Here is a 12,174-nt window from a genome sequence, read left to right as displayed (position 1 = left end):
GTGCGGCAACGCCTGGTGACGCGTCCTGTTGCGATGCCACGGGCCGCCGGGCAAGCTAGTCCGTTTAACCAAGACGGAGTTGTCATGTCGAGCCACGAAACCATCCTCCAGATCATGCCCGCCAGCGGCTGGGTTGCCATTTACGACATGGACGGCGAGGAAACGCCCGAGGCCATCGTGTGCTTCGCGCTGGTGGAAGCCGTCGAGGACGGCGTCACCCGTCGCGATGTTCGCCCCATGTGCGCCGACGGGAAGCTGATCGATTTTGCCGACGACGCGGAAAACTTCCTGCGCGTGGAGCAGCTCGCCGACTTTGAGGAGCACGAAGAAGAAGACGAAGAAGAGGACGAAGAAGTCGAGGCGTAATCCCGCCACTTCCTGCTGGAGCCGGTGGCGGAACGCCGCCGGCGCCTGGCCGGCCTCACGCCTGCAAGCGCGCGCCGGGCAGGTTGCACACGACCCGTCGCGATTCCCAGAGTAAGCTTTCGGGGGCTTCGGGAACCGTGCGGGTGCCATGAGCCAGATCGGAACGCCGCCCTGCGACCATGGCGTCATCCTTCGCGGGGCGCCGGCAATGCCTTGTGCCGCCGCCGCGCGGCGCTGGACGCTGTTCGCGGCGATCCTCGGTTCCAGCCTGGCTTTCATTGACGGCACCGTAGTCAACGTCGCCCTGCCGGCCATGCAACGGGCGCTTGGCGCCACCGTCGCCGACGCGCAATGGATCATGGAGTCCTACGCGCTGTTCCTGGCATCGCTGTTGCTGGTGGGCGGCGTGCTTGGCGATCGCTACGGTCGCAAGCGCATCTTCATGACGGGCACGGCCCTGTTTACCCTGGCTTCGGTGTGCTGCGCGTTTTCCCCCGCCGTCGGGCCGCTCATTGCGGCGCGCGCGATCCAGGGCACCGGTGCGGCGCTGCTGGTGCCGGGCAGCCTGGCGCTGATCAGTGCCAACTTCTCGCAGGCGGAACGCGGCGCCGCCATCGGTACCTGGTCGGCGTTCAGCGGCATGACCGCGGCGATCGGACCGGTCATCGGCGGCTTCCTGGTCGACCACTACTCGTGGATGTGGGCCTTCCTGGTCAATGCGCCGATCGGTGTGTTCCTGCTGTTCGTCTGCGCGGCCAGGGTTCCGGAGAGCCACGGCACGATCAGCCGTGGTCCCGTCGATGTCGCGGGCGCGTGCCTGGCGACCGTGGGCCTGGCGGGCCTGGTGTTCGCGCTGATCGAGGCGCCTCGCCAAGGCTGGATGGCGACGCCCGTCTGGCTGGCTGCCGTCACCGGCGTGGCGGCGCTGCTGCTGTTTGTCGGCGTGGAGGCGCGCAGTGCCGCGCCGATGCTGCCGCTGGCGCTGTTCCGTTCACGCCAGTTCGCCGGCGCCAACATCCTGACCCTGCTGCTGTATGCGGCGCTGGGCGGCAGCCTGTTCTTTCTCCCGCTCAACCTGATCCAGGTGCAGGGCTATGGCGCAACCGCAGCGGGGGCGGCGCTGTTGCCGTTCATCGCCATCATGTTTGCGCTGTCGCGTTGGGCGGGCAGCCTGGTGGACCGCTTTGGCCCGAAGTTGCCGCTCGTGGTGGGGCCGGTGATTGCCGCGGCCGGATTTGCGCTGTTCGCGCTGCCGGCGATCGGTGGCAGCTACTGGCTCACCTTCTTTCCACCGGTGTGCCTGCTCGGGCTGGGCATGAGCGTGACCGTCGCACCGCTGACGACCACCGTGATGAACGCCGTCGGCGAAGATCGCGCCGGAACAGCGTCAGGCGTCAACAACGCGGTATCGCGCACCGCGGCGCTGCTCGCCATCGCACTGTTTGGCATCGTCCTCACGCTGGCATTCCATGCGCGCCTGGCCGAGGAGCTGGCGGCCGCGCAGGTCCCGCCCGCGCTGGTCGATGCGCTGGCGGCCCAACGCGACAAACTCGCCGGCATGGTGATTCCCGCCGGCTATCCGTCCGACCTCACGGCGGCACTGAAACATGCCGTCGGTGTGTCGTTCGTCGCGGGCTTCCGCCGGGTCATGCTGCTTGCCGCCGCGCTGGCGCTGTTGAGCGCCGGCAGCGCGGCCTTCTTCATCAGGGGCGGCATGCCGCTGCGCGCGGTGGCCAAGGCTCACCCGCGGAATGCACGCGGTCGGTAGTCACGCCGCCCGCCGGCAACATGTCGCAGCGACCGTGGCGTGCTATTGCCGCGCCTGCAGGCGCAGGCCGCGCGGTGTCAGCCAGCGCTCGACGCCTTCGAAGACCGCCTGCACCAGCAAGGCCAGCACGGCGGCGGGCACGGCGCCCTCGAGGATCAGGCCGATATCGTTGAGGCGGATGCCGGTGAGGATCGGTTGGCCATAGCCGCCCGCACCGATCAGCGCGGCCAGCGTGGCCGTGCCGACATTGATCACCGCCGCGGTCTTGATCCCGGCCAGGATCGATCGCGTGGCCATGGGCAATTCGACGCGACGCAGGCGAACGCCGGCGGGCAGGCCCAGCGCGGCGGCGGACTCCTGCAGTTCGATGGGAATGCCGACCAGCCCCACATGCGTGTTGCGCACGATCGGAAGCAGGCTGTACAGGAACAGCGCGGCGATGGCCGGCCAGGTGCCGATGCCGAACAGCGGAATCATGAAAACGAACATGGCCAGCGAAGGCACCGTCTGCAGGATGCCGGTGAGGCCGATGACGACCTGGCCCGCACGTTTCCATCGCGCGCACAGGATGCCCAGGGGAATGGCCAGCACCACGGCCAGGCCTAATGACAGGATGACCAGCTTCACGTGCTCGGCAGTGCGCTGCAGCAGGCGCTGGCCGAAGCCGCCGTCGCCGGCGTCCGCGGGCACGGACAGGAAACGCGCGGCGACGTCGCTTTCCTTCATGCCGCGCAGTTTCACATCGGCATTCATGCGCTGCATCGACGGCTCGTCGATGCGGCCGCCCAGCGCGCGCAAGGCGGCGACAAAGGCGGGTGCGGTCCGCTCCAGCTCGAGGCGGTAGAGGAAGACCGCCTCGTAGCGGGGAAAGTAGTGGCGATCGTCGTCGAGTGTGCGCAGGTGGTAGTAGGGGATTTCCGCGTCGGTGCTGTACAGGTCGATGGCATCGACGGCACCGCTGGCCACGGCCTGGTATGCGAGCGTGTGGTCCAGTCCGCGCACCTGCGTCGGCGCCAGCCCGTAGCGCTGGCGGATGCCGGGCCAGCCGTCCTCGCGCTGCATGAACTCGTTGGAGAAACCCAGGTGCAGTCCGGGATGCAGCGCCAGGTCGGAGATGCGGGCGATGCGCAGTCGCGCCGCCTCGTCCTCGCGCATGCCGATGGCGTAAGTGTTGTTGAAGCCCAGCGGCTCCGTGATGCCAAGGCCGAGCGGCCTCAGTTTCGCGCGAAGGTCGGCGACGTCGGCGTCGTAAGCGACACCTTTCAGCAGTTCGTGGGTGATCGTGCCGGTGTATTCGGGGTAAGCGTCGATGTCACCGTGTTGCAGCGCGCTCCACAGGATGCGCGTGCCGCCAAGCTCGCGCCGATGCATCGCGTCGATGCCCGCCGCGTGTGCGTCCAGCCTCGCCAGCTCGGCCAGGATCACCGACTCGGTGAACTGCTTGGAGCCGATGCGCACGGGCGCCGCCTCTGCCAGCAGCGGCAGCAGCGCGAACACCGCGCAGCAAAGGCGCTTCATGCGAACGACCCGGGCAGGCTTCGCTGCGCCTGCACGAAGCGGGTGACGAAGGCATCCGCGGGCCGCTGGCAAAGATCGTCGAGGCTGCCGTCCTGGATCACACGACCGTCGCGCAGCAGCACGAGTCGTTGGGCGAACCAGGCCGCCTCGGCCACATCGTGGGTCACCACGATCACGGTCTTGCGCAGCTGGTCGAACAGTTGCCTGAGCACGTCCTGCAGCTCGTGCCGCACCAGTGGGTCGAGGGCACCCAGCGGCTCGTCGAGCAGCAGGGCGTCGGGATCGAGCATCAGCCCACGCATCAACGCCACGCGCTGGCGCTGGCCGCCGGAAAGTTCGGCCGGGTAGCGTGTGAGCACGTCCTGCGAAAGATGGGTGAGGCCGGCCAGCTCCTGCGCCCGCGCAAGCACCTGCTCGCTACGCCAGCCCAGATGGCGCGGCAACAAGGCAAGATTGCCGAGCACGGTGAGATGGGGAAACAGGCCGCCATCCTGGATCACGTAGCCCACCCGGCGCCGGAGCGCGAGCACGTCGGCACGCGCAAGGATGCGGCCATCGGTCTTCACCACGCCACGATCCGGCCAGTCCAGCCCGAGCAACAGTCGCAGCACGGTCGACTTGCCGGCCCCGCTGCTTCCGATCAGGGCCGTGGTGCTGCCCGGGGCGAAACTCAGGCTGACGTCGTCGAGCGCCAACACGGCGCCATAGTGCTTGCCCACGCCCTCAAGCGCGAAGGCGGAAGCGGCGCCGGCATCAGTGGCGGGCAAGAGGTGCTCCCCACGTGCATGGCGAAGGAGGGCATGCGACCCGGCGACGGGAGCGCCGGATGGGCCTGGCGGCCAGGCGATGGAATGCGCGTGCCCGTGACATGGGCAAGGACTCTACCGCAAGCCTCCGGCAGCGGCCACGCCGGGCCAGGTCACGATTTGGCCGGATGCGGCGCGGGCATTCGTCCGATAAGGTGGGAGAACATGGAATCGTCGTGCCTGCCTTCGATCCGCCGCGGCATGCCGTTGCAGGGGATGTTCGTCCAACGACCAAAGCAAGGGGAGAATCATGCGTATGACCTTCGTGTTGCCCGCCCTGTTGTTCGCCGGACTGGTTGCGCCGGCGATGGCCGCTGCGCCAGCGCAGGCGGAGCACGCCCGCGTCATCGAATACACCAGTTTCCTCGAGTCGCACCCGCTGGATGCCAGGTCGCCGGCCATGCGGGCATGGCTGCTGGACTGGGAAGACAAGAGCACGGATGTCGTCGATATGGTCTGCGACGCCGTGCTCGCGCCGCTACCCGGCAAGGAGGTCGATTTCACCGGCGAGCTGCTGGCGCAGTTCGTCTTTGGCAGCGCCACCAACCAGCTGGCCCATCCCGAGCAGAAAGACAATCTCGTGGCGAACCAGCTGGCCGGCATGCGCAGCCTGCTCAAGGTCTACGCCATCGTCCTGCCACTCAAACCCCATGCGCGCAATCCGCGCTTTGACGAACTAAGCGAGAAGGAAGCCAACGGAACGCTCGAGGCGTACCTGGTGCCTGTCATCAACACATCGTGCAAGAAAGCCTAGGCCTGTAAGCAGAAGGTCTGCTTTCGACGGCGTACTCACCTGCCGGGTGCGCGAGGCGCGAAAGCCGGGCATGCATGATCGCGTCGCCAGCTATGGGCCCTTGCCGATGCGCCAGCAGGCTTCGAGGAAGGCACGTCGTTCCGGCTCGCCGTCTATTTCCGTGGCGAGGCGCCGCGCCAGCGCATCCAGGTCGCCGCCAGCCTGCGTCGCCCGCCGGACCAGGTGGGCGGCCACGGGCCCGATGCGCCGGGCGAGTTCCGCTTCCAGCAGGCGCAGCTGCGCCGCATCGACGCTGACGGCCGGCGAGGTGGCATCGGCGGGCGGGTGTCGGGCGGGAAGGTCGTGCGTGGCCTTGCCGCCGAGAGCTGTAGCGAGGTAGTCGCACAGGCGGTCGATGTGCGCCTCCAGTGGTGGCGGGAACGCATCCATCCAGTGCTGCGTGCTGAGGAAGTACTCCAGGCTCTTCGACGGCAGCACATCCTCGATCCGGAACGGCAGCACCGGCACCTGCTTGTGCACGGCCCGCTCCACCTCGCGCCGCACCTGGCCCGAGTCGTTGCTGCTGCGGGAGAACACCAGAACCATCAGCCGCGCACTGGCAATCGCGTCGATGATTTCGGCGGCCCAGTCGGCTGCCGGGGACACGTCGCGCGGCGCGATCCACACGCTGGTGCCGCGCGCTTCCAGGCGCTGCACGAGCGTGAACGCAGCTTCCCGGTCAGGCAGCGAATAGCTGACGAACAGGTCGTGTGCCATGGCTCAGTCGCCCAGCATCCGCAGCGCCTTGTCCAGGCTCTTGCGCATGCGCTCGAAGGCGGCCGACAACGCCGCCACCTCAGGACCACCGCCACGCGGGAAGGCCGCGGCTGCGGTATTGCCAAGGCTCACCTGGTCGGCCAAGCGCGCGATCCGGCGCACCGGGCGGATGACCAGCACATAGAGCGAAGCGTTGACGATCACCAGCACGCTGGCCAGCATCACGGCGATGGCCGTGAGCACGTCGCGGCGCACGCGTGCGGCGCTTGCCTCGGCACTGGCGAACGGCACCGAAACCACCTGCGCGCCGACGACTTCGTTCGCCTGCCAGCCAAAGCCGTGGTCGCTGCCATAGCGTGCCAGCATGGTGGCGGGTGCCGCCGACGGCAGGCTGTGGCAACCGAGGCAGCCGGCATCGACGCGGATCGGGCGGGCCAGGTAAAGCGCCCGGCCCATCGGGGTGTCGCGGGTCCCGCTCACTTCCCTGCTGCTGGCGTCATTGCGGAAGCGCTGCACGATGTCGGCCTCCCAGTCGGTCGCACGGTCGCGCGGATTGGTCGGGTTGAGCGTCGCTTCCTTGTACGTGTAGTCGGGATGCGCCTTGTGCAGCGTGAGGAAGTTCTGCGTTGCGGCATAGAACGGCACGCTTTGCGGGCGAAACGCGCTGGCCATCTTGTCGTCGAGCAAAGGCCCGATTTCGGTCTCGGTGTAGGTGCGGATCGCCGCCGCGCTGTCCAGCATCAGGCCGGCCTGGGCGAGCACTTCGCGCGTGGCGTTTTCCTGCAGCGTCGAGTTCACGACCACGGAGATCGCGACCATGCCGAGTGCAAAGGCGACAAGCAGTATCAGGTTGATCCGCAGCAGCACGCTCGGCCCCCCTTGCCGGAGTGCCGGTCCACGGACCCGACTCCGACGGTGTTCATGCCTGTTGGAACATCGCTGGCGCCCCGGAAACGCGCCACGCCGGCCACCGCGCGGATCATGACACAAAGCCCACGGGCAGGACCGGCCCGGCTTGCCGGCGTCTCGCGTGGCGGGCTGCTTCGTGCTGCCGCCCCGGCAGCGAACCCCGCAGCGCCGCTGTCCGACACACCGATGCCAGTGATCGGGTCACGCATTCAAGCAAGTTGCCAGCGCGCCGCCTCGATTCGGCCATAAAGGCGTGCGAAACTCCTTGCGTACCTTGGGGGAAAATCTATGGATCGGAGTTCGGTTGGCGGCCGTGCCTTGGGCATGGCTGCAGTGGTGCTGTGCCTTGCAGTATCCGCACTGGCCGGTTGTGGCCGCCATGAAGGCGACAAGCCTCCGTTGCAGGGCCATCCTGCGCCCGCGGCCTCGACAGGACATGCGGCCAAGGGGGCTGCGTTTACCCTGGTCAGCGAGGGCTCGCGCGCGGAGGATTCGCACACGGAACTCGTGCTCACCTTCAACGCGCCACTGGCATCGGCCCAGGCGTTCGACAGCCTGGTGTCGGTGACCGGGCCCCAGGGCGAAACCATCAGCGGCAGCTGGAGCCTGAAGGACGACGGCAAGACCCTGGTCTTCCCGTTCGTGCAGGCCAACCAGCATTACGCCGTGCAACTGCGCGCGGGCTTGATGGCCGCCGATGGCCAGTCACTCGGGACGGACCTGAAGCGCGATGTCTATTCGGGCAGCGTGCCGGCCGCGGTGGGCTTTGCCTCGGTGGGCAGCGTGCTACCGGCACGTGGCTCGCGTGGCCTGCCGCTGGTGTCGGTCAACGTGCACGATGCGGACATCGAGTTCTTCCGGGTTCGCGACGACGCCATCTCTGACGTGTTCTGCGCCTTCCCTGCCAACAAGCATCGCAGCGAATACGACCTGCAGCACGAGATCCGTCCCTGGGACCGCTGCAACGAAGGCAAGCGCGACCGTCGTCCCATCACGGACATGGGTGAATCGGTCTACGCCAACCACTACACCCTGGGTGGCGAGCCGAATGCGCGCACGATCACCTATATCCCCGTGCAGAAGGTGCCCGCACTGTCGCAGCCGGGCGTCTACATGGCGATGCTCAAGGCGGGCGGCACCTACGCCGGCACTTACGACACGGCCGTGTTTTTCGTCAGCGACCTCGGCCTGCACCTGCGCGTGTACCGTGACAATGCGCTGCTGCATATCGCCTCGCTGCACGACGGCTCGCCGGTGGGGGGCGTCGCGGTGGAAGTGGACGATGCGAATGGCAATGCCAGGCTCAAGGCCACCACGGACGACGACGGCAATGCGCTGATCGCCTACAAGGTGGAGCCCACCGACGTGCTGATCGCGCGCAAGGGCAAGGACGTCTCCGTGCTGCCGTTCAACCGTCCGGCGCTGGACATTTCCAATTTCGAGGTGACGGGCCGCAAGCAGGCGCCGTTCGAAGTCTTTGCCTGGTCCGGGCGCGACCTGTACCGACCCGGGGAGACCTTGCACGCCTCCGCGCTGTTGCGCGACTACGACGGCAAGGCGATGAAGCAGCAGGCGCTGTTCGTCCGCCTCAAGCAGCCCGATGGCCGCAGCCTGGTCGATACCCGGCTGGATCCGAAAGAGCTCAATTATTTTGAACTGAGCCGCACGATTCCCGAGGACGCGCCCACCGGCCTGTGGCAGCTCGAGTTCCGCCTCGATCCGGCCAGCAAGGAAGCGGTGCAGGCGTTCCCGTTCCACGTCGAAGAATTCCTGCCCGAACGGCTGAAGGTGGATCTTTCCAGTCCGCAGGCCCGGCTGGCGCCTGCCGAGCCGCTGAAGCTGGTGGTGGCGTCGAGCTATCTCTACGGTGCGCCGGCCGACGGCAACCGCGTGACGGCGAAGCTGCTGATGAAGCCCGAGGTGCATCCGCTGCCGTCGTTGCCGGACGTTTTCTTCGGCAACCCGCTGGTCGGCCTGCCGGGCGTCGCCGCAGACGTGCTCGACGCCAAGCTCGATGCCCAAGGCCACCTGGAACAGGACATCGCCCTGCCGGACGAAGTGAAGCCGGTGGCACCGCTGACGGCGACCCTGTCGGGCAGCGTGTACGAAAGCGGTGGTCGCGCCGTCACGCGCATCCTCAATCGCGTGTACTGGCCGGCGCCCGCGCTGGTGGGCGTGCGTCCGCTGTTCGATCCGAAGCAGGGCGCGCCCAGTGAGGGGCGTGCGGTGTTCGAGGTGATGCGCGCCAATGTCGACGGCAAGCTGGTGGCGGGCAAGCATCTGAAGGTGCGCCTGCAAGAGGAGCGCCGCGATTTCTACTGGTTGTACGAGCATGGCGACGACTGGAAGTCCAACGCCAACGTGCAGCTGTCGCTGGTCGAAGAGAAAGACGTCGACGTCGCCGCGGGTCAGTCCGTGAAGGTGGACTTCCCGGTCCTCTGGGGCGGCTACCGGCTGGAGGTGTACGACCCGGACACGCAGCTCACTTCGGTGTTCCCGTTCTTTGCCGGCTACAGCTGGGAAGACCAGAACACCGGCAAGGAGGCGCGCCCGGACAAGGTGAAGGTGGCGCTGGACAAGGCCCGCTACCACGCCGGCGACACCATGAAGGTCACCGTGACCCCGCCGCATGACGGGCCTGGCGTGCTGATGGTGGAGTCCGACCACTTGCTCTACACGCGCAACATCAAGGCCAGCGCCGGAGCGACGTTCGAGATTCCGGTGACCAAGGAATGGGAGCGCCACGATGTCTACGTGGTGGCGCTGGTGTTCCGCGGCGGCGACGCTTCGGAGAAGACCACGCCGGCCCGCGCGATGGGTGTGGAACACGTGGCGATGGAGCGTAACGACCGGCGCATCCCGCTGAAACTCGCCGCGCCTGCGCTGATGCGCCCCGGGCATACGCTCGACGTGACCGTGCAGGCCGCGGGCCTGTCCGGGCAGAAGGCCTACGTCACCGTGTCGGCCGTCGACCAGGGCGTGCTCAATATCACCAACTATCCCGTGCCCGACGCCTGGGCGTGGATGTTCGCCAAGCGCGCGCTGAGCGTGGAGGCCTATGACCTCTACAGCCGCGTGATCGAGGCGATGGAAGGCGCGGAAGCCCGCTTGCGCTACGGCGGCGACATGAGCGGCGCGGGCTTGCCGCACGGTGCCCGCTTGAATCCCAAGGTGCAGATCGTCGACCTGTTCGCCGCGCCGGTGCAGTTCGATGCCCAGGGCAAGGCGACCGTGCATCTGGCGGTGCCTGACTTCAACGGCAGCCTGCGGCTCGCCGCGCTGGCCTATGCCGACGAGCGTTTCGGCAATGCCGATGGCGCCGTCACCGTGCGGGCCCCGCTGGTGGTGGAGCCAAGCACACCGCGCGTGATGGCAGGCGGCGACAAGGCGCGCATCAGCATCGACCTGAGGAACCTCTCGGGCAAGGACGGCGTCGCCAAGGTGAGCGTGAAGGCGGACGGCCTGATCAAGGTGGCCGACGCCAACCGCAGCGTGCCGCTGAAGGACGGTGCGAACACCACGCTGACCATGCCCGTCACCGCGGACGCGGGCGTGGCCGTGGCGAAGGTGGACATCCACGCCGAACTCAATGACTACAAGGTGGATCGCCACTTCGAGTTCGCCGTGCGCAGCGCCTGGCCGGAAGTGGTGAGCACGGTGCCGATGGCGATCGAAGACGGCAAGCCGGCCCGGCTGGACCCGGGCGCCATGGGCGGACTGGTGCCGGCGACGGTCCGCAACCGCCTGACCCTGAGCCTGCTGCCGCCACTGCCGTACAGCGCCGCATTGCACGATCTGTTCCTGTATCCGTATGGCTGCATCGAGCAGACCACCAGCAAGGGCTATGCGGCGTTCTACATGGACGAAAAGACCGCGCGCACGCTGGGCACGACCGGGCTGGGCGAGGCGACGCGCAAGGCTGCCGTGGAAAGCTCGCTGGCGCGCATCGCATCGTTCCAGGCCAGCAACGGGCACTTCAGTTTCTGGGGTGGTACCAGTCCCATCGAAACTTTCATGACGCCGTACGTCGTCGACTTCATGCTCGATACGCGCGACGCGGGCTTCGCCGTGCCGCAGGAAGTGCTGCAGAAGGCCCTGCAGCGACTCAGCGACGACCTGCTCGCCGGCGGCCATGCCTACTACTCCTATGAGCACCACGATCACCTGCGCATCGCCGACGAGGCTTACTCGGGTTACGTGCTCGCCCGCGTCAACCGTGCGCCGCTGGGCACGCTGCGCGCAATCTTCGACAACGAGCGGCAGAAACTCGTTGGCCCGCTGCCGCTGGTGCACTTTGCCGTGGCGTTCAAGCTGATGGGTGACAACGAACGCGCCCAGAAAGCCATCCAGGAAGCGTTCGCCTGGGACAAGGAACGGCCGTGGTACGTGGGCGATTACGGCTCGGAATTGCGCGACCTGGGCGTGATGGTGGCATTGACCCACGCCTACGGCATGAACAAGCCCGAGTACGACGCCAAACTGATCGACTGGGCCCGCAACGCGACTACCAAGGTGCATGCCACCGACGAGAAGGTTCCGTACTACCACTGGTCGTGGTCGCACCTGAGCACGCAGGAACAGGTGGCGATTGCGCGCGTGGCCCATGCGTTTGACGCAGCCGGGCGGGGCACGCTCACCGCCTCCGTGCGCGTGGGCGGCAAGAGCGAAAGCGTTCCGGATGGCAAGACGATCTGGGTGCGCGACCTCACGCCGGCCGAGCTGGACAGCGGTGTGGTAGTGCAGCCCGAAGGCAAGGGCACCGTGTTTGCGACGCTGGACGTGGCCGGCATTCCGCTGAAGGCGCCGGCGGCCGACCCCAGCCAGGTCGACGTGCGGCGCAGCTACTTCACCACCGATGGTCGCCCGTGGACCGGCGGCAAGCTGCGCGAAGGCGACACGCTCATCGTGGAAGTGCGCATGGAAGCCCGCGTGGACATGCCCGATGCGCTGGTCACCGACCTGCAGCCCGGCGGGCTGGAGGTGGAAAACCTCAACCTCGGCGGCGCCAGGCAGTGGCAGGACGTGGTGGTGGACGGCATCCGCCTGGACGAGCACGAGGGCGCGGCCGATGTGGTGCACGAGGAATATCGCGACGATCGCTACGCGGCGGCCCTCAAGCTGCGTCGCGGCGGCACCGCGCGGCTGTTCTACGTGGTGCGGGCCGTCACGCCCGGTACCTACACGGTACCGCCGCCGCTGGTGGAAGACATGTATCGACCGGCGATCCGTGGCTACGGCACATCCGCCATCGGCCAACTCACCGTCGAGGAACCCTGAGCAGGGCCGGGCCGCGCGCG

8 protein-coding genes are annotated in these 12,174 nt (G+C 67.6%); 4 read left to right on the top strand and 4 right to left on the bottom strand.

The window, feature by feature from the left end; translation table 11 throughout:
* Positions 1-84 precede the first annotated feature (84 nt).
* Entirely contained in the window at positions 85-366 is a 282-nt protein-coding gene (locus tag ACXU4B_RS17780) for a hypothetical protein (RefSeq protein WP_131412998.1), read from the top strand.
* 148 nt (positions 367-514) lie between these two features.
* Positions 515-2,134, top strand: coding sequence for an MFS transporter (locus ACXU4B_RS17775; RefSeq protein ID WP_131413000.1), 1,620 nt, complete (start codon positions 515-517; stop codon positions 2,132-2,134).
* A 42-nt stretch (positions 2,135-2,176) separates the two neighbouring features.
* On the opposite strand, the gene ACXU4B_RS17770 is transcribed toward ACXU4B_RS17775, so the two are convergent.
* A complete protein-coding gene (locus tag ACXU4B_RS17770; RefSeq protein ID WP_131413001.1) occupies positions 2,177-3,652 on the bottom strand; it encodes an ABC transporter permease/substrate-binding protein in 1,476 nt (491 codons plus the stop codon).
* A complete protein-coding gene (locus tag ACXU4B_RS17765; protein WP_131413003.1) occupies positions 3,649-4,419 on the bottom strand; it encodes an ATP-binding cassette domain-containing protein in 771 nt (256 codons plus the stop codon). Before ACXU4B_RS17765 ends, ACXU4B_RS17770 begins: the two co-directional genes overlap by 4 nt.
* Positions 4,420-4,708: 289 nt before the next feature.
* On the opposite strand from ACXU4B_RS17765, the gene ACXU4B_RS17760 reads away from it, so the two are divergent.
* A complete protein-coding gene (locus ACXU4B_RS17760) occupies positions 4,709-5,212 on the top strand; it encodes a hypothetical protein (protein WP_131413005.1) in 504 nt (167 codons plus the stop codon).
* Between the two features lie 90 nt (positions 5,213-5,302).
* Here the strand turns inward: ACXU4B_RS17760 and ACXU4B_RS17755 are convergent, their stop codons facing one another.
* Together ACXU4B_RS17755 and ACXU4B_RS17750 are read right to left on the bottom strand one after the other, a co-directional pair.
* Positions 5,303-5,968, bottom strand: coding sequence for a toll/interleukin-1 receptor domain-containing protein (locus ACXU4B_RS17755; protein ID WP_131413007.1), 666 nt, complete (start codon positions 5,966-5,968; stop codon positions 5,303-5,305).
* A 3-nt stretch (positions 5,969-5,971) separates the two neighbouring features.
* The gene (locus ACXU4B_RS17750; RefSeq protein WP_205746618.1) at positions 5,972-6,835 is read right to left on the bottom strand and encodes a Tll0287-like domain-containing protein; all 864 of its coding nucleotides are present in this window, start codon (positions 6,833-6,835) and stop codon (positions 5,972-5,974) included.
* 330 nt (positions 6,836-7,165) lie between these two features.
* Between ACXU4B_RS17750 and ACXU4B_RS17745 the strand changes: the two genes are divergently transcribed.
* Positions 7,166-12,154: an alpha-2-macroglobulin family protein gene (locus ACXU4B_RS17745; RefSeq protein WP_131413009.1), complete on the top strand. Its 4,989-nt coding sequence runs from the start codon at positions 7,166-7,168 to the stop codon at positions 12,152-12,154.
* The last annotated feature ends 20 nt before the right edge of the window (positions 12,155-12,174 follow it).

The sequence above is a fragment of the Dyella soli genome (genome assembly GCF_054482295.1).
Note: the sequence above shows the minus strand (reverse complement) of the source record. Positions and strands in the feature narration are given on the sequence as shown.

Excerpts from the sequence above, each read along its gene's own strand:
- ACXU4B_RS17780 (WP_131412998.1), top strand. The coding sequence starts at position 85 with ATGTCGAGCCACGAAACCATCCTCCAGATCATGCCCGCCAGCGGCTGG.
- ACXU4B_RS17775 (WP_131413000.1), top strand. The coding sequence starts at position 515 with ATGAGCCAGATCGGAACGCCGCCCTGCGACCATGGCGTCATCCTTCGC.
- ACXU4B_RS17770 (WP_131413001.1), bottom strand. The coding sequence starts at position 3,652 with ATGAAGCGCCTTTGCTGCGCGGTGTTCGCGCTGCTGCCGCTGCTGGCA.
- ACXU4B_RS17760 (WP_131413005.1), top strand. The coding sequence starts at position 4,709 with ATGCGTATGACCTTCGTGTTGCCCGCCCTGTTGTTCGCCGGACTGGTT.
- ACXU4B_RS17755 (WP_131413007.1), bottom strand. The coding sequence starts at position 5,968 with ATGGCACACGACCTGTTCGTCAGCTATTCGCTGCCTGACCGGGAAGCT.
- ACXU4B_RS17745 (WP_131413009.1), top strand. The coding sequence starts at position 7,166 with ATGGATCGGAGTTCGGTTGGCGGCCGTGCCTTGGGCATGGCTGCAGTG.